Origin of the sequence: Haloarcula rubra, from assembly GCF_019599465.1 — an archaeon.
GTDB lineage: Archaea > Halobacteriota > Halobacteria > Halobacteriales > Haloarculaceae > Haloarcula > Haloarcula rubra.
Genome location: NZ_RKLR01000002.1, coordinates 365,317 through 391,134, shown reverse-complemented (window position 1 = coordinate 391,134; position 25,818 = coordinate 365,317). Strand labels below are relative to the sequence as shown.

The window sequence follows — 25,818 nt, the reverse complement described above, 5'->3', positions numbered from 1 at the left end:
GCGGGCGACGCGGCTTTTTCCTCCGGTCCGGGCGTAACATATAACGCCGCGGCCCGTCAACCACAGTGAAGAACCACCGTGTCAGACGACAGCGACGGCGCCGGCGGGACCGACACCGGCAGCGAGAGCGGCCAGACCGTCGGCGACGTGATGGACCGGCTGGAGCGGCTTCGGGCCGAGGATGACGAGCGCTCGGCGTCGGTGTCCGAGGGCGTCCTGCTGGACCAGTTACGGGAGGTCGAACAGCGCCTGCTGGCGTTCGGCGAGGCGCTGGGCGGCGACCCCGAGGACGTGACGGACCTCCCGTTCACCGAGGAGGCGGGGCTGGACCACATGCCCGAACCGCTGTACGTCCGCCACGACACGGCGATGCTGAACCAGGTCACCTCGTGGCTGTTGCAGGACCAGCACATCGGCCTCGTGAGTCCCTACGGCACCGGGAAGTCGGCGTTCCGTGAGATCGTCCTCCGGGACCTCTCGCAACACGACGACTTCGTCGTGACGCATCTGGACAACCCCCGCGAGACGACGGCACGGGCGCTGTACCAGACGGTGCTGGAGGCGGCCTACGCCGACGGCTTCTCCGTCGACTTCGGGCGCTACTCGCAGGTTCGCAACGGTATCCCGTGGGCGACGGCGGAGGCGAAGACGGCGCTCCGTGAAGTCGTCCAGCGGGTGCGCGAACACGGGAAGACGCTCCTGCTGGTCGTCGACGAGATAGAGGTGCTAGAGGCCGACCTGCTCTCGCCGTTGCAGGTCGCCGGCGACGCCGGCGTCCGCCTGTTCCTGACCGGGACCCCCGAAGGGAAGCGCCGGGTCGCGGAGATTCGCGGGACGCTGGACTCTCGACTGCGCTACTATGAGAACATCGAACCGTTCGGCCCGGACGACGTGGCGGAGTACGTGGCTCGCTCGCTGGCGTACTTCCGGGGTGAGCCCTACGACGGCGAGGCCCCGGACCTGTTCACCCGGGCCGCTATCGAGGACGTCCACGAGCGAACCGACGGCGTCCCCCGCGAGGTGCGCATCGAGTGCCGGGAGTTGTTCACGCGCGCGGCGTTCGTCTGGTACCGCACCGGGCAGGACGTCGACCGGATACAGGTCACGCCCGAACTGCGCCACCGTCGGTTCGGGATGGGGTACTGAGAAGCGCCGACGGCCTCGTCGCGACCCGCTCAGACGCGGTTGATGAACGTCACCGCCGCCGACCCGCAGGACTCACAGTGCGGGTCCCGGGTCCCACCTTCGACTTCGAACACCGCGTCGCAGTCGTCACAGCGGTACTTGTCGACCGAATCCGATGCGAACAGGTCGGTGATGTTGTCGAGGACGCCCATGTCTCTTCCCTCCGTGTCCCAGTTCGTGTGAACACCTAACAAATACTATGGATAGTTCACGCTTACCCCCCGAAACGGCCCTGAGAGGCTATTTAAACACGGCACGGTAGACAGTGCCACACCGGCGAGAGCGGGAGACAGTACGGCGATACATCGTCCGCCACAACAAGCTTTATATAGAATCACATTCAATCATCGTCTGACTATGGCTCAACAGCAGATGGGCAATCAGCCCATGATCGTACTCTCCGAGGAGTCCCAGCGAACCTCCGGGAAGGACGCACAGTCCATGAACATCACGGCCGGGACGGCCGTGGCGGAGGCCGTTCGGACCACACTCGGTCCGAAGGGCATGGACAAGATGCTCGTCGACAACTCCGGGTCGGTCGTCGTCACGAACGACGGCGTCACCATCTTAGACGAGATGGACATCGAGCACCCGGCGGCCAACATGATCGTCGAAGTCGCCCAGACCCAGGAGGACGAGGTCGGGGACGGCACGACGACGGCCGTCGTCATCGCCGGTGAACTGCTGTCGAAGGCCGAGGAACTCCTCGACCAGGACATCCACGCCACCATCCTGGCTCAGGGGTACCGTCAGGCCGCCGAGAAGGCCAAAGAGATTCTCGAAGAGAACGCCATCGACGTCGAGGCCGACGACACCGAGACTCTCGAGAAGGTCGCCGGCACCGCGATGACCGGCAAGGGCGCCGAGTCCTCGAAGGACGTCCTCGCCGAACTCGTCGTCCGCGCGGTCCAGTCCGTCGCCGACGACGACGGCACGGTCGACACCGACAACATCCAGATCGAGACGGTCGTGGGTGGCTCCACCGACGAGTCCGAACTCGTCGAAGGCGTCATCGTCGACAAGGAGCGCGTCCACGACAACATGCCCTTCGCCGTCGAGGACGCCGACGTCGCGCTCCTCGATACGGCCATCGAGGTCCCCGAGACGGAACTGGACACCGAGGTCAACGTCACCGACCCCGACCAGCTCCAGCAGTTCCTCGACCAGGAAGAGAAACAGCTCAAGGAGATGGTCGACAAGCTGAAAGAAGCCGGCGCCGACGTCGTCTTCTGCCAGAAGGGCATCGACGACATGGCCCAGCACTACCTCGCTCAGGAGGGCATCCTCGCGGTCCGACGCGCGAAGAAGTCCGACATCGAGGCCCTCTCGCGCTCGACGGGCGCCCGCATCGTCTCGAACATCGACGACATCGAGGCCGACGACCTCGGCTTCGCCGGCTCCGTCGCCCAGAAGGACATCGCCGGCGACGAGCGCATCTTCGTCGAGGACGTCGAGGACGCCAAAGCGGTCACGATGATCCTCCGCGGCGGCACCGAACACGTCGTCGACGAAGTCGAGCGCGCCATCGAGGACTCGCTCGGCGTCGTCGCCGCCACGCTGGAGGACGGCAAGGTCCTGCCCGGCGGCGGTGCCCCCGAGACGCAGCTCGCGCTGGGTCTGCGTGACTACGCCGACTCCGTCGGTGGGCGCGAACAGCTCGCCGTCGAGGCGTTCGCCGACGCCATCGACGTCATCCCGCGCACCCTCGCCGAGAACGCGGGTCACGACCCCATCGACTCGCTCGTGGACCTCCGCAGCAAGCACGACGGCGGTGCCGTCACCTCCGGCCTCGACGCCTACTCCGGCGAAGTCGTCGACATGGAGGAAGACGGTGTCGTCGAACCGCTCCGCGTCAAGACCCAGGCCATCGAGTCCGCCACCGAGGCGGCCGTGATGATCCTGCGCATCGACGACGTCATCGCCGCTGGCGACCTCAAGGGTGGCCAGGGCGACGACGACGACGAGGAAGGCGGGCCCGGCGGCCCCGGTGGCGCCCCCGGCGGTATGGGCGGCGGCATGGGCGGCATGGGCGGCGGCATGGGCGGCATGATGTGAAGTCGGCCTAAGGCCACTCACACCACCCACTCCGTCTAACGCACCGTTCGCGAACCGAATCTTCTCTCATCTCTCCGCGACGCCGTAGCCGGTGGCTCGTCGGACGGCGACCCGCCACGGACCGCGCCGTCAGACTCGCTCGACGAGCGTCGCGATACCCTGTCCAAAGCCGATACACATCGTACACAGGCCGTAGCGGCCGTCACAGTCGGCCAGTTGGTACGGCAGTTTCCCCAGTAGTGCGGCTCCCGTCGCCCCCAGCGGATGGCCGTGAGCGATGGCGCCGCCCCAGACGTTCGTCTTCGACCAGTCGGCGCCCGTCTCTTCGAGCCACGCCGCGACGACGGGGGCGAAGGCCTCGTTGACTTCGAAGCGGTCGACGTCGTCGATAGCGAGGTCGTTGCGAGCGAGTAGCTGCTCGGTGGCCGGAATCGGCCCGGTGAGCATCGTCGTCGGGTCGACGCCGACGACGACGCTGTCGACGACGCGGGCGAGCGGGTCCCAGCCGTACGACTCGCAGGCCGCGCCCGAGGCGACCAACGTCGCGGCGGCACCGTCGACGATGCCCGACGCGTTGCCGGGGTGGACGACGCCCTCGCCTTCCTCGCGGAAGGCCAGCGGCAGGCCCGCGAGCGTCTCGACGTCCGTCCCGGGGCGGGGGTGTTCGTCCTCCGTGACTTCGATTGCCTCGCCGTCGAGCGTCGTCTCGACGGGGACGACCTGTTCGGCGTATCTGTCCTCGGCGACGGCCTCGCCCCACCGGCGCTGGGAGTCGACGGCGAGTTCGTCGAGTTCCGTCCGCGAGAACCGCCACTGCTCGGCGATTCGTTCCGCCCCCTCGCCCTGTGTGGTCAGTTCGTCGAAGTGCTCGAAGTAGGTATCCGTCACGCCGCCCGGGTCGGCGTAGCTGTGACCCTCGCCCGGCGTGTCGCTACCCATCGGGACGCGAGTCATGTGTTCGACGCCGCCGGCGACCAGCAGATCCGCCATCCGGCCGCGGACCTGCCCGGCGGCGAAGGTCACCGCCTGCTGACCGGAGCCACACATTCGGTTGAGTTGGACGCCGGGAACGGAGTCGCCCCACCCGGCGACCATCGGCGCGATGCGCCCGACGTTCAGCCCCTGTTCGCCGACGGGGACGACACAGCCGTAGACGACGTCCTCGATAGCAGGTCCGTCGAAGCCGTTGCGGGCTTCGAGCGCCGCGAGCGGTTCGGCCGCGAGGTCCTGTGGGTGCGTATCACGGAACGACCCCTCGCGCGCGCCGAAGGGCGTCCGGACCGCGTCGACGACGTAGGCTTCCTGCATGCCACCAGTGAGTCCGGCGAGGAACATCACTGTTCGGCCGGCGAACGGCAGTGTGACGGGACGCGACACAGCGCCACACGGTAGTCTCGTGTGTCGAGATGGTGACTAGACCTGACGCATCGACGCGTTGTCAGCAGCTACGTCGTACGTACTCAGAATACAGATATAATAGAAAAACAGCTAACAGAACTATAGTCAACTATCAGTTAGTAATAAAATATCTATAGCTGGCCAGCAACGGTGAGCGACCGGTACATACAGTTTTTTGTCCGGGCTGGTTGGCTCCGCCATGGTCGGGTCAACAGTCGCCGAGGGACGGAGCGAAACACGATGTCGGTGGTGAAGTGGGTCAAACGAGCGTTGCACGGTGCACAGTCCTGTATCCTGTACGAGTGTCGCATCTGCGGGGTGACGATGGACCAGCGACTCGACGCCTGTCGGCAGTGTGGGTCGCGGGAGATAGCACGGTACGAACTCTGCTGAGGGGTGGCGGCGCGAAGTCGAAAGGGTTCTTGGCGTCGCTCCGAGAGTGGAAGCGTGTCACTGCTGGGCATCTTCGCGTCCGCTATCCTCCCGGTCGTCGGCGTCGCGGCCGTCGGCTTCCTGCTGGGCCGCTACGAGGGCGTCGAGGCAGACGCGCTCACCACGGTCACGGTGTACGTCCTCGCGCCGGCGCTCGTGGTCCACAGTCTGACCACCTCCGAACTGTCCGGTGGAACCATCGTACAGGTGGTCGTCGCCGTCCTCGGGTTCACCGCGGCGATGCTGGTCGTCGCCGAACTCGTCGGCCGCCTCTCGGGCCACACCGAACCGCTGTTGGGGGCGTTCGTCCTCGTCACCGTCTTCCCGAACACGGGTAACTACGGCATCCCGCTCGCGGACTTCGCGTTCGGCGCGACGGGGCGGAGCGTGGCGGTGCTGGTGACGGCGTTACAGGGCGTCATGCTGTACACGCTCGGCATCTACGTCGCCGCACGGGGGAGCGAGAGCAACCCGCTGTCGGACATGCGCCGGGTGTTCGGCGTCCCGCTGGTGTACGCCGTCGTCGTCGCGCTGGCGGTCCGCTGGCTGGGCGTCGTCCCGCCCGAGTCGTCGACGCTGATGGCGACGCTGGAACTGCTCGGGAACGCCTCCATCCCCGTGATGTTGCTCATCCTCGGTATCCAGCTCTCGAACGTCGACGGGACCGACACGCTCCGCCCGGTCGGGACGGCGAGCGGCCTGCGACTCCTGCTCGCCCCCGTCGTCGGCACCGGCGTCGTCCTGCTGGTCGGCTTCGCGAACCCGACCGTCGCCCGCGTCGTCGTCCTCCTGCTGGCGACACCGACCAGCGTCACGTCGCTCATCCTCGTCGGCGCGTTCAGCCGCGACGGGGACGGCGTCGCCTCCGGCGAGTTCACCAGCGCGACGGTGCTGGTGACGACGCTCGCGAGCGTCCTGACCGTGACGCTACTGGTCGCGGCGTTGCAGTCGGGTCTCGTCCTGTGAGCGGCCGAGTTACTCCGCTTCGTCGTCCTCGTCCATCTCTTCGTCCGCCTCGTCCGTCTCGTCGCCCTCGAACTCGACTTCGGCTTCCAGTTCGATCTCCACGCCGTCGGCGTCGAGTGCCGCCTCGAACTCGGTGGCGTCCTCGACTTCGGCTTCCAGTTCCTCGGTGTCTATCTCCACTTCGACTTCGACGTCGACGGTGACGTTCTCGGAGTCCATGTGGGTGGGTTACACCGTCGGCGGTAACTCAGTTGCGGACCGTTCCCGACACGGTTATCCCCGACACGCTCCGACGGGCCGGACATGACCGACGACGTGCGGGTGACCGTCGAACACGACGACGACGCCGAGGTCGTCGAGGTCCGCGACGGGACCGGCGAGGTCGAGGCCGGCGACGCGACCGTACAGTTCGAGTTCGGCACGTCCGACACAGACGACCGGGCGGAGCGCGAAGCCGGGACGACCGACGCGGCCGACGACGACGAGCCACGGCGCATCGTCGATTTGGACGCGGTCCCGCGCGATAGCACGCTCCGGTTCCGGGCCGTCGACGGGCGGCGGAGCGTCGACTGCATCCTCCACCGCTCGGGCGACGCCGTCGTCGCGTGGCGGAACTCCTGTCCACATCGCCCCGAAGTGCCGCTTGACACGGGCACGGGTGCTATCGTCTCGGGCGACCAGCTAGTGTGTCACAAGCACGGGGCGCGGTTCGAGCGCGACGAGGGTATCTGTACCGCGGGCCCGTGTGCCGGCGACGCACTCGACAGCGTCTCGGTGACGGTGCGTGACGGAGCGGTGTACCTCGTCGACGAGCGCTTCGAGCGAGCCCAGCGGTAGGCGACTCAGCCGAGTGTCTGTACGAGCCGCCAGCAGTCGCGGCGCACCGCCGCGGCCGTCTCGTAGCGTGTGAGTTTGTCCTTCGCCGTCGCCTTCGCGACGACGTCGTCGACGGCGTCCGGGAGTCGCGGGTTCACCTCGGTCGGGGCCGGCGGTCGCTCCTCGAGGACGCCGCGGCGAATCTCGTCGTAGTCACCCGCGAACGGCGGGTGACCGGTCAGCAGGCGGTAACACACCGTCCCCAGCGCGTAGACGTCCGTGGCGGCGTCGATGCTCCCGTACTCCCGCGAGAAGTACTCCGGGGCGGCGTAGCGGGGGTCGAGGTACGACGACGGCTCGAAGTGGGCGCGCACGGCGTCCATCAGGCCGACGTTGTCCAGCCGCGGGGCCGGCAACCCCTCCAGCGACGACGTGGGGTAGACGACGGCCTCGGGGTCGATACCACCGTGGACGAGGCCGTTGCGGTGGCAGGTCGCGAGCGCACCGGCGAGGTGCGCTATCTCGCGGAGCGCGCGTTCCGCGCTCGGGCGGCCACGGTCGGCCAGCGACCCGTCGAGGTACGGCGTCGCCACCCACGGCCGCGGGTGGTCGCCCCAGTCGTGGACGGTCACCAGTCCGTCGTGGTCGGCGACGCCGTCCCAGCGAGCCAGCGACTCGGCGACGCTGGCCGCGAACTCGGTGCGGGCGTCGGCCTCGTCGGGCAGGTCGAACAGACGCAGGGCGACGCCGCGCTCCTCGCCGTCGAGGGTCGCGCGCGTCCGCAGGACGGAGCCGTACCGGACCGCCTGCTCGGGTTCGACGACGGTGAGGTCGTCGAACTCGCCGAACAGGCTGATGGCCCGGAACGCGCGGGACTGTTCGGCGCGGGCCAGTCGGTCGCGTCGGTCCACGGCCGCCGGGTCCCCGCGGTGTTCCCGTTCGGCCGCGCGGTCCGGGTCGGCGGCCGGACCGTCGTCGGTGCCCCCGCGCTGTGCGACGCCCGGTCCGGGGTCCCGCGTGTCGTCGGTCTCGACGACCTGCCGAACCGCCTCGGTGACGCTGCCGCCGTCGGCCCGCTGGGCGAACGACCAGCCCTCGGTCGCCTCGACGGCGGTCCGAAGGCGACGGGTCGCACCGGCGTCGGCCAGCGCCGTCTCGACCGCGTCGCCGTGGTCCGCGGCGAGCGTCGCCAGCGTCCGGAGGAAGGGGCGGCGGTCGTCGGCGTCCGCGAGGTGGTCGAGGAGCCGCGTCGCGAGCGGCCGCGAGAGCGACTCGTCGGCGTCGGCGAGCAGACAGAGCGCGCAGGCGGCCTCGCGCGGGGCGTCGCCGTCGAGCGCCGCGAACAGGGGGCGACCGAACACCGCGAGCAGTCGCTCGCCGTCCCCCGCCCCCGACTGCGCGCCGGTACTCATTGGTACGCGGTTGTCGGTACACCCCCATCAACGTACGTCAGACGGCCGTCACACGGCCGGACGCGTCAGTCGTCGGCGATAGCGGCACCCTCGGTCCGTGGGTCGGCCTCGCGCCACGTCCCGCGGAGGAACCACGCGACGGCGATGCCGGCCGCCAGCACGTTCGAGACGCCGAAGGCCAGCCAGATGCCCCGCTCGGCCAGCGAGAACGCGAAGAGGTCGACCACCGTCGGGCCGAGCCACGCCGGCACCGCCACCGGTCGGGAGGCGACCCACGCGACGGGCAGGCGGATGACGCCGAGCATCGTCACCGCGAGCGCCGCCGAAGTGAGCGTCTTCCCCGACCCGCGGAACCCGCCGGAGTACGAGCGGACGATGCCGATGAAGCCGAACGTGGGCGCGACCCACTGGAGGAACTCCGCGCCGATACGGACCACGTCCGGGTCGTCGCTGAACACGCTGACCACCGTGGGCGCGGCGAAGATGGTGACCGCCCCGAGCGCCGTGAGGACGACGAAGGAGAACTTCGCGGCGAAGTGGTTGGCCTTCGCGGCGCGGTCGGGTCGCTCGGCGCCGAGGTTCTGGCCGGTCATCGTCTCGACGCCGCGGTCCATCGCGATGGCGGGCATGAACACGAGCGAGAACACGCGGATGCCGACGCCGAAGGCGGCGACGACGGTGACCGAGAACGTCCCGACGATGAACAGCATGGCGTTGACCGACAGCGCCCGTCCGGTCCCCTCGACGGAGGCCGGGATACCGAGTTCCAGCAGTTTGCGGAGGTAGGAGAGGTCGGGCACCATGTCGCGGGGGTTGACGCGGATGCCGCGGTTCCCGCGGAGCATGATGGCGACGCCGACGGCGAACGCGAGTCCACGAGAGAAGACGGTGGCGACGGCCGCCCCGACGACGCCCAGTTCCGGGAACAGCCAGACCCCGAAGATGAGGAAGGGGTCCAGTACGATGTTGAGGACGACGGTGCCGAACATCACGAGCATCGGGGTGACGGTGTCGCCGGCCCCCCGCATCAGCGAGATGAACACGAAGAAGCCGAACATCGTCGAGAGGCCCAGCGAGACGACCTGCAGGTAGCCGGTCGCACCCGGCAAGACCTGCTGTGAGGCCCCGAGCAACGAGAGGAAGTCCTCGACGAAGAAGAAGCCGACGGCACCGAGGACGACGGAGGCACCGACGGCGAAGGTGAGCGTCTGCGAGGCGGCGTACTCGGCTTCCTCGGGTTCCTCAGCGCCGGTGTGCTGGGCGACGAGGACGCTCCCGGCCACCGAGAGGCCCATCCCCAGCGAGATGAGCAGGAATATCATCGGGAACGCGAAGGAGATGGCCGCCAGCGCCGTCGTGGAGTACTGCCCCAGCCAGAACGTGTCCGCGAGGTTGTACGCCACCTGCAGGAGGTTCGTGACGACGATGGGAAAGGAGAGGAACAGCAGGGGCTTGCCGATGGGGCCGCTGGTGAGGTTCAGGTCCTCCTGTCCTTTGAACAGGCCGCCCAGTCGCTCGCCGAGGGCGGTCACCCGGTCACGGACCGTCACGCCTCGACCTCCCGGTCGGCCGCCAGCACGTGGGTCTCGACGTACTCGGCGAGCATCCGCCGCGTACACTCGACGGACTGCCCGGCCGTGACCCGTTCGGTGGCGGCACCGGTCAGCACCGTCACGAGGAAGCGCGCGGTGTCGTCGGGGTCCATCTCCGGGTCGAAGGTGCCGTCCGCGACGCCGGCTTCGAGGATGTCCGTCAGTTCGTCCGCGAGGTACTCGTCGAACCGCGTCAGCCGTTCACGGAAGCGGGGTTCGTAGGGTGCCTGCGCGCGTATCTCGAGGATGGCCGTCCCGAACTCCTCGCTGTCGTCGTCGGGCTTGTCCAGCACCGCGTCGACGAGTGCGAGGAGCGTCTCGTGGGGGGCCTCGCCCTCGACGTCGGACGTCCGCTCGACGAACCCGTCGTAGAGGTAGTCGAGAAACGCACACAGGAGGTCGTGCTTGCTGTCGTAGTGGTAGTGGAGGGCTGCTTTGCTCTTCTCTGACTCGTCTGCGATGTCCTGCATCGTCAGGTCGGCGTACCCGTGGGCACACAGCGCGCGGTACGTCGCGCCCATGATTTCTTCGGAGGTGTCGCCGTCGCTCATTACCTGTAACTAACTGACCAGTCAGTCAAGAACCCATCGGTCCCCGCGGCTCCCCGGGGAGAACGAACGGCAGAAGCGGTTACTCGTGGAGGTCCAGTTCGAACTGCTCGTGTTCGGTCGCGGTGTTGAGCACGACCGACGTGTTGGACTCGTTGATTTCGGGGTCGGTGAGCAGTTCCTTTATCTGGGCGTTCATCCCGTCGGTGTCCATGAACTTCCCGACGGCGATGATGTCGTAGTCGCCGGTGACCTCGTACACCGATATCATCTGCTTGTGCTCTTTGAGGCTCTCGGTTACGTCGGGGAGCGAGGACCCCTCTACCTTGAGTTGGATGATGGCCGTGACGTCGTAGCCAAGCGCGTCGTAGTCGACTTTCGGTGTGTAGCCGTTGATGATGCCGTCCTCTTCGAGCGCGGAGAGGTGGTTCGAGACGGTCGTCACCGAGACGTCGAGGTCCTCACCGAGACTTCGAAGACTCGCCCGTCCGTCCCCCAGAAGCGCATTCACCAACTTGCGGTCGAGATTTTCGTACGTCATTACACCCACACACGTCCTCCGGGGATTAGAATTTTACGAATGTCCAACTGCGAGCGGTACCCTCGGAATCCTTGCGTAAAACGGCAGTATTTTAGTGGTAGCAATGTTCCTACCCGGTGTCCAAAGATGACAAGCGAACTCTCGGCTGAGGCACAGGAGGTACTCGACGAAATCGAAGAAGAGAACGTCGACTTCCTGCGACTTCAGTTCACAGACATCCTCGGTACCGTCAAGAACGTCTCCATCACGGCCGACCAGGCCGAGAAAGCCTTCACGGAGGGCATCTACTTCGACGGGTCGTCCATCGACGGCTTCGTCCGCATCCAGGAGTCCGACATGCGTCTGGACCCCGACCCGTCGACCTTCTCGGTCCTGCCGTGGCGCGAGAGCGTCGAGGGCGGCTCCAGCGCTCGACTCATCTGTGACGTTATCAACACGTCGACCGGCGAGCCCTTCTCGGGTGACCCGCGTGGTGTCCTGAAGGACGCCATCAAGCGCGCCAGCGACCTCGGCTTCGAAGTCAACGCCGCCCCCGAACCGGAGTTCTTCCTGTTCGAGGAAGACGAAGACGGTCGCGCGACGACGAAGACCAACGACGCCGGTGGCTACTTCGACCTCGCGCCGAAGGACCTCGCGTCCGACGTCCGTCGTGACATCATCTACGGCCTCGAGGACATGGGCTTCAACATCGAAGCGTCCCACCACGAGGTCGCACAGGGCCAGCACGAGATCAACTTCACGTACGACGACGCCCTGACCACGGCCGACAACGTCGCCACGTTCCGGTCCGTCGTTCGCGCCATCGCGGCCGAACACGACCTGCACGCGACGTTCATGCCCAAGCCCATCCCGAAGATCAACGGCTCCGGGATGCACACCCACATCTCGCTGTTCACCGAGGACGGCGAGAACGCGTTCCACGACGAGGACGACGAGTTCAACCTCAGCGACACGGCCAAGAGCTTCGTCGCCGGTATCCTCGAGCACGCACCCGCGCTCGCGGCGGTCACGAACCCGACCGTGAACTCCTACAAGCGACTCGTCCCCGGCTACGAGGCACCCGTCTACGTCGCGTGGTCCGACCGCAACCGCTCGGCACTCATCCGCAAGCCGGCCGCCCGCACGCCGGCCGCCTCGCGTATCGAGGCCCGCTTCCCCGACCCGTCGTGTAACCCGTACCTCGCCTTTGCCGCGCTCATCCACGCCGGTCTCGACGGCATCGAGAAGGACCTCGAGTGCGACGACCCCGTCCGCGAGAACATCTACGAGTTCGACGAGGAGAAGCGCGAGGAGTACGGCATCACCACGCTGCCGGAGAACCTCGGCGAGGCCGTCGACGCCCTCGAAGAGGACGAAGTCGTCAGCGACGCGCTGGGCGAGCACGTCTTCGAGAACTTCGTCGAAGCCAAGCGTCAGGAACACAAGGAGTACCTCGTCGACGTCTCCCAGTGGGAACTCGACCGGTACCTCGAGAAGTTCTAAGCCGGACCCGACCTCAGATTTTTTCCGCGACGCGCTCGCCGACCAGCGGCAGCGCCAGCGTCAGCGCCATCCCGGTCCCCGCGAGCAGTCCGACCACCGGCGGCATCGACTCGGCGGCACCGATACCGACCGCGAGGACCGCTATCGAGAGCGCCCCCAGCACGACCGTCACCGTCGCGCCCCGCCGGGTCGGTTCGGGGACGGTCGGCAGGAGCGGCCACGCGAGCGCCCCGCCCGCCGCGAGTCCGAGGCCGGCCGCCACGTCACGGGTCAGTCCGCCGGCCGCGACGCCGACGAGCGCGGCCGCCGCGGCGAGCGCGAACACCCGTTCGGGGCGACGGAGGCGGGTCAGCGCCACCCACAGAACCGTCAGGGCGATAGCGGCGCCGGCCACCACGTCCACCAGATAGTGGACGCCGATGACGAGACGCGAGAGGGCTATCAGCGTCGCGACGGTGGCGGCCACGGCGTAGCGAGCGCGGCGGGTGCCGACCCGGAGCGTCGCGGCGAACCCGCCCCAGACCAGCACGCCCGTCGTCGCGTGGCCGCTCGGGAAGCCGTAGCCGTCGCCGGTGGCCATCGCCTCGTAGACCCCGCGGAGGGCGGTCGGGACGAGTTGGGCGTTCGGCGCCGTTCCCGCGCCCGGCGGTCGGGGGAGGGCGAACACCAGTTTCAGTCCGACGGCGAGCGCGACGGCACAGGAGAGCAGTCCGAGGAGGCGTGCCGCTCGGTCCCGGGTCAACCCCCGCCCGAGGCGCGGCGTCTGCGCGCCGACCCAGTAGGCGAGCAGACAGGCCGAGGCGACGAACCAGAAGTCCCCGAGTTGCGTGACCAGCGCGAAGGCGACGACGACCACGCCCGGGAGCGCCGAGAGGAGGTCCGTGAGGCCGACAGCGCGGCTCATTTGCGCCAGTCGCGGACCTTGTCGATGGCGACGCCCGGCAGTCCGGTCACGCGGAACGTGACGCCGACCAGCAACATGAGGACGTACAGGCCGAGCGTCGAGAGCCAGACGACGAGCATCGCCGCCACGGCCCACATCGCCTGGTCCTGCAGGTAGTAGAACGCGCCGAGCGTCATGAGCGTCCCGTAGAGGAGGACGACGTAGGGGCCCCACCCGCGGGCGTGGCCCCGTCGCATCCGCCGGCGGACGTACCGCTGCAGGTCGTCCTTGACCTCGTCGCGGTGGAGCGTTCGGTCCTCGACGTCGTCGCGGAACGACTCGAACTCCTCGCGCAACTGTTCGAGTTCCTCGTCGGTCAGGTCGTCGCCGGCACCGGTAGCGTCCGGCGGGGGCGTCTCACCCGACGGCCTGTCGGCGTCCTCACTCATCGCTTTGCTGGACCGTCGGAGCGGTTCCTGTTGTAGTTGCCGGTCCATATCGCCCAGCAGGACCTTGTTGAACGCCGCCCCGACCAGCAGAATCTGGCCGGCGAAGTAGAACCACGTCACGAGCAGGAGCGCCCCGCCGATGACGCCGTACAACTGGAAGTTCCCGGCCTGTGAGGCGTAGATGCTGAACGCCGTCCCGAACACCGTCCACGCGACGGCGGCGAGCAACGCCCCGGGCAGGGCCTCCCGGAGCGAGAGGTCGGCGTCCGGGAAGAGGTAGTACAGCGGGAGGAAGGCGACGGTGAGGACGGGGACCAGCGCCAGTCCGCCGAGGGCGACCTCGACGCCGAAGAACGCGCCGAGCGACCCGAGGGCGAACAGGCCCGCGAGCGCCAGTCCGATGCCGGCCAGCGCCGCCACCGCGTCGACGACGGTGTCGAGGAACGAGTCCACGTCGGTGGTACCGTAGATACTGGAGAAGGCCATGTCGATGCCGCGGAACACCTTCAGTGCGCCCCAGAGAGTCACGGCGAGGCCGAGTATCGTCGCGCCGCTTCGGCCGGTCGCACTCGTCAAGGCGTCCTCGAGGAGGTCGGCGGCGGCGGGCGACAGCGCCGACCCGACGGCCCCGACGACGCTGTTCGCGAAGGCCTCGCCGCCGAGTATCGATCCGACGACCAGCGCCAACAAGAGGAGCGGGAAGACGGAGACGAACAGGTAGTAGGCGATGCTGGCCGCCAGAAACGATATCTGGTCCTCGCGGACGGTCGTGACGAGTTCGCGGACGACGGCGACGACGCGATTGCGGTCCACGTCGATGTCTCGGGCGGCCGGTACAAATATGTCCGCGCCCCGCACGCGGCGGCCCGCTAGTCGTCCAGCGCGGCGTCGGGCCGGTAGGACCGACTCACCACCCGCCACGTCCCGGAGTCGAACCGGTAGTACGTGATGGCGGCGGGGACGGCCGTCTCGACGAGCAGGGAGGCGTACAGCGCGAACACGCCGATAGCCGGGACGAGCACACCCACGTAGGCGACGGGGAGCGCGAACAGGTACATCCCGGCGAGTTGGGAGTACAGCGGCCACCGGGTGTCGCCGCTGGCCCGGAGCGGCCCCGTCGCGCCGCCGTCGACGCCACGGAAGACGACGCTGACGCAGGCGACGGCGACGAACACCGTCACCACGCCCAGCGCGGCCGGTTCGTCGACGAACAGGCGGCTAATCTGTCGGGAGAGAGGAGTGAGCGCGGCGGCGACGAGCAGATAGACGGCGATGCCGAGGCGGAGGACGGTCCGTGCCCACTCGGTGGCCTCGCGTTCGTCGTCCTCGCCGAGTGCCTGCCCGACGAGGCTACTGGAGGCCAGACTCAGGCCCCAGTTCGGCGTGTCGAGCAGCATCCGGACCCGCAGGGCGACGACGTACGCCGAGACGACGGTCGGCCCGAACAGGCCGACGATGAACAGGCGGGGAAACTGCGCGCCCGTGCGAGCGAGGTTCGTCCCGACCAGCGGCGCCCCCATCTCGGCGAGGTCACGGGCCAGCGACGCGTCGAGGAACGGTCGCGAGAGCGGAATCTGGACCGGAAAGTCGACGCCGGGGAGGCCGCCACGGGCGAGGCCGACGGCGAACGCGGCGGTGACGAGGACGTTCGCGACGACGGTGCCGATGGCGGCCCCGACGACGCCCATCCCGAGGCCGAAGATGAGGACGGCGTTGAGGACGACGTTGATTACGGCCCCGCCGCCACGGACGAGCATGGGCGCGTAGGCGTCGTCGGCCCCGACGAGGGTGCGACTGCCGACGAGGTTCAGCGCGGCGAACGGAACGCCGATGGAGACGACCTCGAGATAGCGCTCGCCGTACCCCACAGGAACCGCCCCGGAGCCGACGAGGTCCACCAGAAACCCGGGATAGAGCCAGTAGGCCGCCGCCACCGGGAGCGTGATGGCGAGGACGACGGCGGCGCTCGTCGTGACCGTCAGTCCCAGTTCCTCGTGGGCGTCGGCGCCGAAGCGCTGGGACACCATCCCGATGGTTCCGCCGGCGACGCCGCCGCCGAGCGCGAACGCCAGCCCCCAGAACGGCGAGGCGAACCCGACGCCGGCGATGGCCGTCGGCCCGATCGCCAGCCCCACCATCGCCACGTCGGCCGTCGACTTCGACATCCGGGCCAGTCCCGTGACGATACGGGGCCAGGAGAGGTCCGTCGCCCGTGCGATTCGCTCACGGTCGACGAGGCCGGCGCGAGCGAGGAGGCCGCCGACCAACAGCAGGACGGCACGGACGGGATTGTAGCGGGACGACACGCACACGCCCTTGTCGGTGCCCCCTCAAATGGGTTACCACCCGACCGGCGCGCACAGGGTTTATAGCCGGCCCGAGCGAGCACCGAGACATGGAGACGGAGATGGCAATCCGGTCGGCGACGATGCAGGTGACGGTGCTGTTGCTCGTCGCGGCCGGCCTGTTGCTCGCGCTGGGGGTGGCCGGCGTCCCGGCCTCACTGCCGCTGGTCGTCGTGTTGCTCGCGCTGGGCGGTGGCCTGTACCTCACGCGCCCCGACGAGGGCGAGGTCGGGTTCGTCCTCGGCGTCGACGCCGACAGCCTGCTGGACTCGCTGTGGCTGGCGCCGGTCCTCGCCGCCGCCCCCCTCGTCCTCGAACTCGGCGCGACCCCCGAGGAAGTGCAGGCGCTGGGTGGGTTGCTCGGACTGGCCGGGATGTTGAACTACTTCCTGCGACCGGTGTACCTGCTGGCGTACGGCCTCGTTCGGTCGGTCGGTGGCGGGAACAAGCAGGTCAACGGCCGATAGGCCGGCGGCGCTACTCCGCCGTCGCGTCCCGAATCTCGACCACGTCGGCGTCAGTCTTGAACGTCGTTCCGCCGTAGTGCGAGCGAGAGGCCTCGTAGCCCGCGTCCCGGAGTTTCTCGATGAAGGTGTCCATCGCCTCGGCACCGCGACCCCACCGCTTGCAGAGGCGGTGCTGGTCGTAGTGGGTCGGCGTGTCGAGTTCGGCCCCGAGTGTCGCCAGCAGTTCCGCCGCTTTCTCGGCGGTGCCCATGTCCTCGGTGAGGTGGTCGGCGACGGACGCGGCGAACTCGGGGTCGCAGGTCTGGCCCAGCCAGATGGGGCCGGCGGTCTGGAGGTGTTCCTCGCAGACCGGACAGGCGTCGGGCGCGTCGGCGATGAGGCCGTAGTCGTGCGTTCGCCAGAGGCAGTGCTGGCAGTGGTGGACGTAGCCCAGTTCGTCGATGCAGTCGTTTGCGACGCGGGCACCGTGCTCGAAGTCGAGGTACGTACGGGCGTAGTGTTTGGTGGCGTGGCTCAGGATGGGACGGGCCGCGATGTCGTAGCGGGCGGCGGTCCGCACCATCGCCGAGAGGAGCACGCGCATCCCCATCTCGGCGTGGAACTCGGTGTTGCGCGGGACGGCCCCGTAACTCCGGACGCCGCTCTCGAAGTGAGCGCCACACAGCGGTGCGGTGTCGGTGGCGGTGACACAGAGCAGGTGTTTGGTCCCCTGCACGGCGGCGTCGGCGAAGGGGATGGGCGTGCCGAACGGGTCGACGTCGACCACGTCGAAGGCCTCCGAGTGCATGAGGACGTTGGCGTTCTGGTGGCGGACCTCGGCCGCGAGGTCGTTCCGTTCCAGATTCGCCTCACAGAGCGCTACGGCGTCGTCGTCGACGTCACACAGCGTCGTCTCCCACCCGTCGGCGGCCGCCCGGACCCCGCGGATGCCGCTGGCGGCGGTGGCGTCCAGATAGCTCTCGACGCGGTCGTCACGCTCCCGGTAGGCCCGCAGCGCCGCCACGGTGAGGTCTCGGTTCAGTTCCTGCACGGGGTTGAAGAACACGTCCGCTCCCTTGCCGGCGTCCGGTTGTTCGGGGACCGAGACGGTGACCTGCCCCTCGCTGACGCGCATACCCGACTCTCCGTGCGGGCGCCGTTAAGTCGTTCGAAGGTGGGTCAGGCCGCCGCGGGGTCGCTGGCGACGGCGCGGTCGCGTGGGAGTCGGACCGTCACCGTCGTCCCGTCGCTCGTGTCGAAGTCGAGGTCCCCCTCCAGCGTCTGCACCGCCCAGTGGACCAGCCACAGGCCGATACCGCTCCCGTGGTCCAGGTCCGTCTCTCGGCCGCGGGCCAGCACCGACAGTTCGTGGTCGGGGACGCCCGGTCCGTCGTCGGCGACCGTGAGCACCACGTCGTCGCCGTCGGCGTGGGCCGAGACGGAGACGGCGGCGCCGGGGACGTGTTGGAGTGCGTTCTCGACGAGGTTGGTCACGACGACGCCGAGCAGGACCGGCTGGGTCCGGAGTGTGAGGGCGGCCGGAACGTCGACGTCGACGGTCCCCCCGTACTCCTCGGCGAGCGCCGACGTGACGTCCGCGACGCGTTCGCGAAGGTCGACCGGTTCGACGTCGTCGGCGTCGACGCTGGCCTCCGAGAGGGTGCGGGCCTTGTCGCCGGACTCCACGAGTCGGTCGACGGCCCGCTCGATAGTCGCGGCGTGGTCTGCCTCGTCGCCGTCGAGTTCGGCGGCCAGCAACTCCGCGCGGGCCTGAATGACGACGCTCTCGTTGCGGACGTTGTGCCGCAGGAAGCGGTTGAGCACCTCCAACCGACGTTCGCGCTGTATCTCGTCGGTGATGTCCTGAAAGACCACGGTGTACCCCAGATGGGTGTCGCTCTCGTCGCGCAACTCCGTCTGCTGGACCTTGTAGACGTCCCGCCGGCCGCCGTTCTCCACGGCGAACCGGTCGTAGGCCTCGCCGACGGCGAACGCCTCGCCGACCAGGAGGCCGTCCAGCGGGTCGGTCAGCACCGACCGCTTCTCGACGGCCAGCATCCGCTCGGCGGCCGGGTTGAGGTTCACGATGCGGCCGTCGACGTCGACGATGGCCACCGGCGTCGCGATGTCGTCGATGGCCGCTCGCTCGCCCGCCCGCCGGGTCGCCGGATGGAACTCGAACATGTCGCTCCGGACGAAGGCGTAGGCGTCCAGCGCGATGTGCGGGAGGAACGCCAGCGTCGTCAGGTTCGCCGTCGGGCCGATGCCCAGCGCCCACACCAGCACCGCGAGGCCGGGCGGGACCGGGCTCAGCCCGACGGCGATGGCCTCGCGGCGGTACAGCGGGCCGTAGCTGATGACGGTGTCGAACACCAGCACCGTCCCGAACACGACGAACAGCATGGCGACGAAGACGACGACGTACCCCAGCGGCTGGAACGTGTACTGGACGAGCGAGGCCCCGTCGACCGTCGTCAGGCGGACGCCGTCCCACAGCAACGCGTGCAGCGGGTTCGTCAACGCCAGCAGGGATGCCACGGCCGGGACGGCCGCCAGCCCGCGGAACAGCCGACTCTCCAGTATCGTCGTCCGACCGGTGTACCCCAGCGCGAACGCGAGGAAGAAGAACCCTATCCACACCAGACACACCCACGTCACCGCCTCCAGTCCCCGGCGGACGAGCGGCGTCGAGACGAGCACGGCGACGCCGTAGGTCCCACACCAGACCGTGATGGTCGCGATGGTGGCGACGAACCACTTCGCGCCGGGCTTGTCCCAGTGGTCGCGGAGTTGGGCCAACAGGTACAGCGACCCCACCCCCGAGGCGAACGACCCCAGCGCGAGCCAGGGGACAGCGCCGACCATGACGTGTCGTGGGCCCGCTCCCTGTTTATGGTTCCGGGGCGCTCGCCGACCGAGAGAGACGACGCTGTTTTGTCACACCTCTGCCTAGCCATCGTGTGACCGCCGTCGACGAGTGGGTGTCGCTGCTGGAATCGGAGGGGGGACTCACCCCCGAGGCAGTGACAGCTATCGTCGACGCCCACGGCGACCGGGGCCAGCGCGCCATCGAGGCCGTCGGCGAGAGTCGCGTGAAAGGCTATCGCGACTTCACCGTCGTCGTCGGCTACGAGGACGAGTACATCGTCGAGGACGGCGGCTGTCACTGCGCCGACGCCGAGTACAACCTCGACAGCGACGACCCCGACGACCTGTGCTGGCACGCCATCGCCGTCCGTATCGCCGAGGCCATCGACGCCGTCGACGACCACGACATGTGGTACTCGGACGTCCGGGACTTCCTGTAGTACCTTTTTGCTTCGGCGGGTGTCCTCGCGCCGCTACGCGGCGCTGTGGGCACCCACCTCGCAAAAATCTACGCTAAAAAAGCCGGAATCGCCCACGGCGATTCCGGTGAAACCGCGCCTCCGGCGCGGTATGCTTTCGGTGGTGTTCCTGCCCTCCCCCGTCGTCGCGCGACGGAGCGCGCTCCCGGCCACCGCGACCGTACGCGACCCGCTACCGCTGGTCGACGCAGTAGTCGACGTAGTTCCGCAGGATACGCAGGCCCGTCTCGCCCGACTTCTCCGGGTGGAACTGGGTGCCGAAGACGTTGCCGGCCTCGTTGGCGACGATGGAGGCGAAGTCGACGCCGTAGTCGGTGGTGGCGACGACGCTCTCCTCGTCGTCGGGGACGGCGTAGTACGAGTGGACGAAGTAGGCGTGTTCGCCGTCGACGCCCTCGACGAGGGGGTGGTCGCGTTCGACGTGCAGTTCGTTCCAGCCCATGTGGGGCACCGTCTGGTCGCGGCTGAAGCGGACGTTCTTCCCGGGGACGAGGTCCAGTCCCTCGGCGTCGCCCTGCCCGGCGTGGTCGGCCTCTTCGCTGGTGGTCAGGAGCATCTGCATCCCGAGACAGATACCGAACAGCGGTTTGCCCGCCTCGGCCTGTTCGACGAGTGCGTCGCGGAACGGCCCGGCGTTGTCCATGCCCTCCGAGAAGGCCCCGACGCCGGGGAGGACGATGCCGTCGGCGGCGTCGAAGTCGGCCGGGTCCTCCGAGAGCGTGACGCTCGCGCCGGCACGTTCGAGGCCGCGCGTGACGCTCCGGAGGTTCCCCAACCCGTAGTCGACGACGACCACGTCGGCGGCCGTCTGTCTCACGTTCATGTGCGCGAGTAGGCCGAGGCGGGCTAAGTGCGTTCCCCTTCGGACAGGTTTCGCCGGCGGGTGCAAAGCGATGTCACCGAACCCGTCCGACGCGCGGCGTCCCTAGAAGTCCCCGAGCCGTCGCTGTCCGCTCTCGCCGTCCGTGAAGTCGGCCGCCTTCGCTAACGTCGACGCGAACGTCTCCTTCTGACTCGGGTCGTACAGCGTCGCCGCCGGGTGGACACAGACCATCACGCGCCGGGGCTGGCCCTCGATAGCCACGTCGACCACGTCGCCGGCCTCGCCGGTGACAGCGACGTCCCGGCCCAGTAGGTGCTCGGCAGGGACTTTCCCGAGCGTAATCACGAGTTCCGGGTCGACGCGGTCGATTTCGGTCTCCAGATACTCGCGGCAGTTCGCCAGTTCTCCCTTCCTCGGGTCGCGGTTCTCCGGCGGGCGACAGCGCACGCAGTTGGTGATGCGTACGTCGCCGCGGTCCAGCCCCACCTCGCGCAGGCCGTCGTCCAACACGTCGCCGCTGCGGCCGACGAACGGTTCGCCCCGTTCGTCCTCGTTGGCGCCCGGCGCCTCGCCGACGAACAGGAGGTCCGCGTCGGCCGGGCCGACGCCGTTGACGATGCGCGACCGGGACGCACAGAGCTCTTCGCAGCGCTCGCAGGCGACCACGTCCAGCCCGTCCATCTGCTCCATACCCGTCGTTCGGCCCGGGTCGTATCAAGGCCGGCGGTCGCCGCTCACTCCCTGTCGACCAGTCCCCGGGCGGCGAGTCTGGCGACCCGGAGCGGTTCCGGGCGGCCGCCCTCGGGCGTGAACGCGCGGACCACGTCGGCGGCCGCGTCGTCCTCGATACCGACCGCGCGGACGTACACCGTCTCGTCGTTGACCGTGACCGGGCGGCGGTCTGGCTGGGCGCGGTATGTGTCGAGGCGGCCCCTGACAATGTCGGGGTCGTCGAACGCCTCGCGGATGGCCCCCTCGAGCCCCGGCGAGGACTCGAACGTGACCGAGATAGTCGGCAGTCCCGTCCAGTCGTGTATCGCGTGCAAATCGAGGACGTTGAACCACGCGGGAGCGATGCCGGCGAGCAAGAGATAGCGGACGTCCTCGCGGTCCAGTCGGTCGACCATCGCACAGACAGTCTCGGTGGCGTCGCGCCCGCCGACGGTACAGGTGTCGAAGACGAACCCGTCGACGACGCGGCTGGCACGGACGACAGTTCCCGCGAGGTGACTAGTCGACTCGCGATACGATTCGGCGACGCCGAGCGCGCGAACGCCGGCTTTCACGTGTTCTGGCTCTCGTCCTCCTTGATGTCTTTCAGCCGGTCGAGTAGTTCGTCGTTCGACGCGGTGAACTCGTATTCGACGTCACCCTCGTGGGCGTTCTCCTCGGCGTCGAGTCCATCCTCGTCGTCGAACTCTGTGTCGTACTCCTGATTGTCTTGTTCCGACTCGTCGTAGCTCCCGAACCCCATGGTACGTGTACAACTATGCAGTTCACAGTGAAAAATCACTCGCCGGTCCCACCCCGCTCTGTTCCGCTTCATGCGCGTGGGCGCGTGAACCGGCCGTTTACGACCAGTTGACGAGGACGGATTACAGCGACTCGCGCGCGTCGACGTTCCGGTTGCCGGCGTGAGCGTCGGCCCCCTCGTTCGGCGTGGCCCACCGGACGGCGTTGTCCAGTACCTGCTGGACGTCCTCGCGGTGGTAGATGGGGTACGTCTCGTGGCCCGGCCGGAAGTAGAAGATGTTCCCGCGACCCCGGTGGTAACAACACCCGCTTCGGAACACCTCGCCGCCCTCGAACCACGAGGTGAACACGAGCCTGTCGGGCTCCGGGACGCCGAACGGTTCGCCGTACATCTCGGCCTCCTCGATGACCAGCGAGTCGTCCAGTCCGTCGGTGATGGGGTGGCCGGGGTCGACGACCCAGCACCGTTCGCGCTCGCCGACCTCGCGCCACGTCAGGTCACAGGGTGTCCCGAGCAGTCGCTTGAACGGCTTGGAGGCGTGTGCCGAGTGGAGGACGAGCAGCCCCATCCCGTCGTAGACGCGGTCGGCGACTCGCTCGACCACGTCGTCGTCGACCTCGTCGTGGGCGACGTGGCCCCACCACAGCAACACGTCCGTCTCGTCGAGTACCGACTCGGTGAGGCCGTGCTCCGGCTCGTCGAGCGTCGCCGTCCGAGTGTCGTGACCGCGTTCGGAGAGCGCGTCTGCGATAGCCGTGTGGATGCCGTCGGGGTACACCTCGGCGGCGTCCCCGCCCTCGCGTTCGTGGACGTACTCGTTCCAGACCGTAACGGATGCCATGTGCAGGACCTCCGCCGCTCGACGTATAGCTTCGGCGACTGACACGGACAGACGCGACGCCACCGCCTCGTCAGTACACTCAAGCGAGTAGCGCCACACGACACGGACATGGAGGTCCACAACGTCACCGCCGACGCCGAGACGTTCACCTGTAACGCCTACCTCGCCATCGGCGAGCGGACCACGCTCGTCGACGCGGGCGCGATGGAGGGCGTGGTCGACGTGATTCGCGAGCACACCGACACGCTGGACGCCGTCGTCCTGACCCACCAGCACGGCGACCACGTCGAGCGACTGGACGCGGTGCTCGACGCGTTCGACGCGCCGCTGTACGCCTACGGCGACCACGCACGCCGGGACAACGCGCTCGTGGACGGCGAGGAGATACTGGTCGGCGACGAGGCCTGCGACGTGGTGTACACGCCCGGCCACGCCGAGGACCACGTCTCGCTGGTCTCGGCGAACTCGCTGTTCTCGGGCGACGTGGTGGTCCACGACGACGGCGCGTTCGACGACGGGTCGTTCGGCCGCACGGACTACCCCGGTCAGTCCCGCGAGCGACTCATCGAGAGCATCAGGACGCTGTTAGAACGGATGCCCGACGGCGTCGAACACATGTACTCGGGCCACGGGAGCGTCTTCCACGGCGACGTGCGCGCGGTGGTCGAGCGAGCGCTCGAACGGGCCGAGCGCCGCGAACCGAAGTACCCCGACGAGTGAGACCGACACGATAGCCGCCGCTGGTCGACTCGCGGCGAGTGCCGACCCGAGACGGGCGGCGAGTGAGAAGTGAGACTGTCTCAGGCGCTGCGCGTCTCCTTCGCCTTCGGGCGAAGGTTGCCGTAGCCGCACTTCCGGCACTGCTGTGCGCGCTGGGGGTTGCGAGCGTTACAGCGCATGCAAATCTGCTTGTTCAGGATTCGGTCTGACGCTTCCTCGAAGCTAGCCATGCGAGTCGGTTGCCAGTGTGGCCGTTTAAGCTTTGAGTTTCCGACCGGCGCGGTTTTGAGGCCGGCGCCCGACGTCGGGGTATGTACGACCGGGTCGCGGACCTCCCGCTACACGTCGAGGACTGTGCGTTCGAGTCGCGCGAGCGAGCCACCTCCAGCGGCTTCGACCGGGCGACGACCACGGTCGCGCTGTCCGGCGGCGGCGAGACGGGACGGGGCGAAGACGTCACCTACACCAACGAGGCCCACTACGCACTGGCCGACCACGCGGTCGACCTCGCCGGCGAGTACACCGTCGAGTCGTTCTCGACGGCGCTCGACGACGCCGACCTCTGGCCGGCCCCGCCCGACGAGGACCGGTTCTACCACTACCGCCGCTGGGCGTTCGAGAGCGCGGCGCTCGATTTGGCGCTGAAGCAGGCCGACACCAGCCTCGGGGCCGCGCTCGGCCGCGAGTACGACCCCGTCTCGTTCGTCGTCTCGACGCGCCTCGCCGGGGCGGACGACGAGGACCCGCCGACGACCGACCGACTAGACGCGCTCTTAGACGTTCACGACGACCTCGCGTTCAAACTCGACCCGACGCCCGACTGGAGCGACGACCTGCTCACGGCGCTGGCGGACTACGACGTGCGCGTCCTCGACCTGAAGGGACTGTACGAGACGGAGGGCGTCGAGGTGACCGTCGACGCCGGCTTCTACCGCCGCGTGGTCGACGCCCTGCCCGACGCGCTAATCGAGGACCCGAACCTGACCGACGAGACGCGCCCCGTCTTCGACGGCCGGGAAGAGCGGGTGACGTGGGACGTGCCCATCACCGGTGTCGAGAGCATCGAGAACCTGCCGTTCGAACCCGAGTGGCTCAACATGAAACCGTCGCGGTGTGGCACCGTCGAGTCTGTGCTGGAGACCATCGCGTACTGCGAGGCCCACGACGTCCGCCTGTACGGCGGCGGCCAGTTCGAACTCGGCGTCGGCCGCGACCACGTGCAGGCGCTGGCCTCGCTGTGTTACCCCGACGCCCCGAACGACGTGGCGCCGGGCGGCTACAACGACCCGGACCCGTCGCCGGACGTGCCGGCCAGCCCACTCGCCCCGCCGTCTGACCCGTCGGGCATCGGCGTCGGGTTCGGCGACCCTGATAACTGATGGTCAAACTACAAGACGCGTGGCGTGGTAGCTATACACATGCGCTGTCCGAACTGCGGCGAACGAATCACCGACGTCGTCGAAGCAGAGGTCCGCAAGACGTGTCCGCACTGCGACGCGTCGCTTCGCGACCCGGTCATCAGTTGACTCACTCCGCGGCCAGATAGTCGTCCTGCACGGCGACGACGTCGCTCGAGTCCTCGCAGTCCGCGTACCGCCGGAGCGGTTCCTCGTTCAGTTCGAGGAACGTGTGGCCCCACGAGAACTTCGAGAGAATCTCCTCGGCGTGGTCGCGTTCGCCGAGGATACACAGTGCGCCGGCGAAGGCCTCGACGGTGTTCAACTGGAAGGCCGTCCCGTAGTTGACGGGGTTGCCGGCGACCAGAAAGGGGAGCGAGCGGTGGACGCCCTGTAGGTCGAAGGCCTCGCGTTCGGCCGTCTCCCACGAGCAGTCCAGCGCGACCAGTCGCTCGTGACGGGCGCCGTCGCCGACCGTCGGGGCGTCGGCGGGCGAGAGCGCTTGCTCGGCGAAGGGGTTGAGGACGATGCCCGGCGGCGTCGACCGCGTCGCCCGGTGCAACTCGGCGAGGTCGAAGCGCGCGAGTTTCCGGGCGCTACACTTGTCGGGGTCGTCGTCGCCCTCGTAGCGAACGTGCAGTTCCACACCGTCAGTTCCACCTCAGC

29 protein-coding genes are annotated in these 25,818 nt (G+C 68.4%); 10 read left to right on the top strand and 19 right to left on the bottom strand.

The features are described 5' to 3' along the window. Positions 1-150: 150 nt before the first annotated feature. A complete protein-coding gene (locus EGH21_RS06630; RefSeq protein ID WP_220618003.1) occupies positions 151-1,146 on the top strand; it encodes an ATP-binding protein in 996 nt (331 codons plus the stop codon). A 29-nt stretch (positions 1,147-1,175) separates the two neighbouring features. On the opposite strand, the gene EGH21_RS06625 is transcribed toward EGH21_RS06630, so the two are convergent. Beyond that, positions 1,176-1,337 (bottom strand): zinc ribbon domain-containing protein, encoded by a 162-nt coding sequence (locus EGH21_RS06625; RefSeq protein ID WP_220617688.1) that lies wholly within the window; start codon positions 1,335-1,337, stop codon positions 1,176-1,178. Between the two features lie 220 nt (positions 1,338-1,557). On the opposite strand from EGH21_RS06625, the gene thsA reads away from it, so the two are divergent. After that, entirely contained in the window at positions 1,558-3,240 is a 1,683-nt protein-coding gene (gene thsA, locus EGH21_RS06620; RefSeq protein WP_220618002.1) for a thermosome subunit alpha, read from the top strand. A 129-nt stretch (positions 3,241-3,369) separates the two neighbouring features. On the opposite strand, the gene EGH21_RS06615 is transcribed toward thsA, so the two are convergent. Continuing rightward, the gene (locus EGH21_RS06615) at positions 3,370-4,548 is read right to left on the bottom strand and encodes a thiolase family protein (protein ID WP_220617687.1); all 1,179 of its coding nucleotides are present in this window, start codon (positions 4,546-4,548) and stop codon (positions 3,370-3,372) included. 330 nt (positions 4,549-4,878) lie between these two features. Here EGH21_RS06615 and EGH21_RS06610 point away from each other — a divergent pair, with 330 nt between their 5' ends. Both EGH21_RS06610 and EGH21_RS06605 read left to right on the top strand, forming a co-directional pair. After that, positions 4,879-5,031 (top strand): hypothetical protein, encoded by a 153-nt coding sequence (locus EGH21_RS06610; protein WP_220617686.1) that lies wholly within the window; start codon positions 4,879-4,881, stop codon positions 5,029-5,031. Positions 5,032-5,085: 54 nt separating this feature from the next. Continuing rightward, complete coding sequence (locus tag EGH21_RS06605) at positions 5,086-6,036, top strand: AEC family transporter (RefSeq protein ID WP_220617685.1); 951 nt, start codon at positions 5,086-5,088, stop codon at positions 6,034-6,036. Between the two features lie 9 nt (positions 6,037-6,045). Here the strand turns inward: EGH21_RS06605 and EGH21_RS06600 are convergent, their stop codons facing one another. Then, positions 6,046-6,255: a hypothetical protein gene (locus EGH21_RS06600; RefSeq protein ID WP_220617684.1), complete on the bottom strand. Its 210-nt coding sequence runs from the start codon at positions 6,253-6,255 to the stop codon at positions 6,046-6,048. Positions 6,256-6,339: 84 nt separating this feature from the next. Here EGH21_RS06600 and EGH21_RS06595 point away from each other — a divergent pair, with 84 nt between their 5' ends. Beyond that, positions 6,340-6,873, top strand: coding sequence for a Rieske (2Fe-2S) protein (locus EGH21_RS06595; RefSeq protein WP_220617683.1), 534 nt, complete (start codon positions 6,340-6,342; stop codon positions 6,871-6,873). A gap of 5 nt (positions 6,874-6,878) precedes the next feature. Here the strand turns inward: EGH21_RS06595 and EGH21_RS06590 are convergent, their stop codons facing one another. The 4 genes from EGH21_RS06590 to lrp form a co-directional block, all read right to left on the bottom strand. Further along, on the bottom strand, positions 6,879-8,264 hold the full coding sequence (locus tag EGH21_RS06590) for a protein kinase domain-containing protein (protein WP_220617682.1): 1,386 nt from the start codon (positions 8,262-8,264) through the stop codon (positions 6,879-6,881). Between the two features lie 65 nt (positions 8,265-8,329). Beyond that, entirely contained in the window at positions 8,330-9,814 is a 1,485-nt protein-coding gene (locus EGH21_RS06585) for an MATE family efflux transporter (RefSeq protein ID WP_220617681.1), read from the bottom strand. Next, complete coding sequence (locus EGH21_RS06580; protein ID WP_220617680.1) at positions 9,811-10,407, bottom strand: TetR/AcrR family transcriptional regulator; 597 nt, start codon at positions 10,405-10,407, stop codon at positions 9,811-9,813. Before EGH21_RS06580 ends, EGH21_RS06585 begins: the two co-directional genes overlap by 4 nt. Positions 10,408-10,486: 79 nt before the next feature. Next, positions 10,487-10,945: an HTH-type transcriptional regulator Lrp gene (gene lrp / locus EGH21_RS06575; RefSeq protein ID WP_220617679.1), complete on the bottom strand. Its 459-nt coding sequence runs from the start codon at positions 10,943-10,945 to the stop codon at positions 10,487-10,489. 126 nt (positions 10,946-11,071) lie between these two features. Between lrp and glnA the strand changes: the two genes are divergently transcribed. After that, a complete protein-coding gene (gene glnA / locus EGH21_RS06570) occupies positions 11,072-12,427 on the top strand; it encodes a type I glutamate--ammonia ligase (protein WP_220617678.1) in 1,356 nt (451 codons plus the stop codon). 13 nt (positions 12,428-12,440) lie between these two features. Here the strand turns inward: glnA and EGH21_RS06565 are convergent, their stop codons facing one another. Genes EGH21_RS06565 through EGH21_RS06555 form a run of 3 tightly spaced genes read right to left on the bottom strand, consistent with a single transcriptional unit; the run spans position 12,441 to position 16,065 of the window. Beyond that, positions 12,441-13,331 (bottom strand): phosphatase PAP2 family protein, encoded by an 891-nt coding sequence (locus EGH21_RS06565; protein WP_220617677.1) that lies wholly within the window; start codon positions 13,329-13,331, stop codon positions 12,441-12,443. Next, on the bottom strand, positions 13,328-14,572 hold the full coding sequence (locus tag EGH21_RS06560; protein WP_220617676.1) for a YihY/virulence factor BrkB family protein: 1,245 nt from the start codon (positions 14,570-14,572) through the stop codon (positions 13,328-13,330). The genes EGH21_RS06565 and EGH21_RS06560 overlap by 4 nt, the downstream gene beginning before the upstream one ends. A gap of 56 nt (positions 14,573-14,628) precedes the next feature. Beyond that, entirely contained in the window at positions 14,629-16,065 is a 1,437-nt protein-coding gene (locus tag EGH21_RS06555; protein ID WP_220617675.1) for an MATE family efflux transporter, read from the bottom strand. A gap of 89 nt (positions 16,066-16,154) precedes the next feature. On the opposite strand from EGH21_RS06555, the gene EGH21_RS06550 reads away from it, so the two are divergent. Beyond that, positions 16,155-16,571: a hypothetical protein gene (locus tag EGH21_RS06550; RefSeq protein ID WP_220617674.1), complete on the top strand. Its 417-nt coding sequence runs from the start codon at positions 16,155-16,157 to the stop codon at positions 16,569-16,571. 10 nt (positions 16,572-16,581) lie between these two features. Here the strand turns inward: EGH21_RS06550 and EGH21_RS06545 are convergent, their stop codons facing one another. Together EGH21_RS06545 and EGH21_RS06540 are read right to left on the bottom strand one after the other, a co-directional pair. Beyond that, positions 16,582-17,685, bottom strand: a complete 1,104-nt coding sequence (locus tag EGH21_RS06545; protein WP_220617673.1) for a tRNA (guanine(26)-N(2))-dimethyltransferase — start codon at positions 17,683-17,685, stop codon at positions 16,582-16,584. A gap of 44 nt (positions 17,686-17,729) precedes the next feature. Beyond that, positions 17,730-19,415 (bottom strand): histidine kinase N-terminal 7TM domain-containing protein, encoded by a 1,686-nt coding sequence (locus EGH21_RS06540; protein WP_220617672.1) that lies wholly within the window; start codon positions 19,413-19,415, stop codon positions 17,730-17,732. A gap of 95 nt (positions 19,416-19,510) precedes the next feature. Here EGH21_RS06540 and EGH21_RS06535 point away from each other — a divergent pair, with 95 nt between their 5' ends. Beyond that, positions 19,511-19,858 (top strand): hypothetical protein, encoded by a 348-nt coding sequence (locus EGH21_RS06535; protein WP_220617671.1) that lies wholly within the window; start codon positions 19,511-19,513, stop codon positions 19,856-19,858. Positions 19,859-20,069: 211 nt separating this feature from the next. On the opposite strand, the gene hisH is transcribed toward EGH21_RS06535, so the two are convergent. The 5 genes from hisH to EGH21_RS06510 form a co-directional block, all read right to left on the bottom strand. Continuing rightward, positions 20,070-20,720, bottom strand: a complete 651-nt coding sequence (gene hisH / locus EGH21_RS06530; RefSeq protein WP_220617670.1) for an imidazole glycerol phosphate synthase subunit HisH — start codon at positions 20,718-20,720, stop codon at positions 20,070-20,072. Between the two features lie 102 nt (positions 20,721-20,822). Continuing rightward, entirely contained in the window at positions 20,823-21,410 is a 588-nt protein-coding gene (locus EGH21_RS06525) for a uracil-DNA glycosylase (RefSeq protein WP_220617669.1), read from the bottom strand. Positions 21,411-21,454: 44 nt separating this feature from the next. Continuing rightward, on the bottom strand, positions 21,455-22,006 hold the full coding sequence (locus tag EGH21_RS06520; protein ID WP_220617668.1) for an endonuclease dU: 552 nt from the start codon (positions 22,004-22,006) through the stop codon (positions 21,455-21,457). Continuing rightward, complete coding sequence (locus EGH21_RS06515) at positions 22,003-22,194, bottom strand: DUF5786 family protein (RefSeq protein WP_220617667.1); 192 nt, start codon at positions 22,192-22,194, stop codon at positions 22,003-22,005. Before EGH21_RS06515 ends, EGH21_RS06520 begins: the two co-directional genes overlap by 4 nt. Before the next feature lie 121 nt (positions 22,195-22,315). Beyond that, positions 22,316-23,035 (bottom strand): ThuA domain-containing protein, encoded by a 720-nt coding sequence (locus EGH21_RS06510; RefSeq protein WP_220617666.1) that lies wholly within the window; start codon positions 23,033-23,035, stop codon positions 22,316-22,318. A gap of 108 nt (positions 23,036-23,143) precedes the next feature. Between EGH21_RS06510 and EGH21_RS06505 the strand changes: the two genes are divergently transcribed. Beyond that, a complete protein-coding gene (locus EGH21_RS06505) occupies positions 23,144-23,755 on the top strand; it encodes an MBL fold metallo-hydrolase (RefSeq protein ID WP_220617665.1) in 612 nt (203 codons plus the stop codon). 80 nt (positions 23,756-23,835) lie between these two features. Here the strand turns inward: EGH21_RS06505 and EGH21_RS06500 are convergent, their stop codons facing one another. Beyond that, on the bottom strand, positions 23,836-23,985 hold the full coding sequence (locus EGH21_RS06500; RefSeq protein WP_166967608.1) for a 50S ribosomal protein L40e: 150 nt from the start codon (positions 23,983-23,985) through the stop codon (positions 23,836-23,838). An 81-nt stretch (positions 23,986-24,066) separates the two neighbouring features. Between EGH21_RS06500 and EGH21_RS06495 the strand changes: the two genes are divergently transcribed. After that, the gene (locus tag EGH21_RS06495; RefSeq protein ID WP_220617664.1) at positions 24,067-25,134 is read left to right on the top strand and encodes an enolase-like domain-containing protein; all 1,068 of its coding nucleotides are present in this window, start codon (positions 24,067-24,069) and stop codon (positions 25,132-25,134) included. A 148-nt stretch (positions 25,135-25,282) separates the two neighbouring features. Here EGH21_RS06495 and EGH21_RS06490 read toward each other — a convergent pair whose 3' ends face one another. Continuing rightward, on the bottom strand, positions 25,283-25,798 hold the full coding sequence (locus tag EGH21_RS06490) for a DUF367 family protein (protein ID WP_220617663.1): 516 nt from the start codon (positions 25,796-25,798) through the stop codon (positions 25,283-25,285). Between the last annotated feature and the right edge of the window lie 20 nt (positions 25,799-25,818).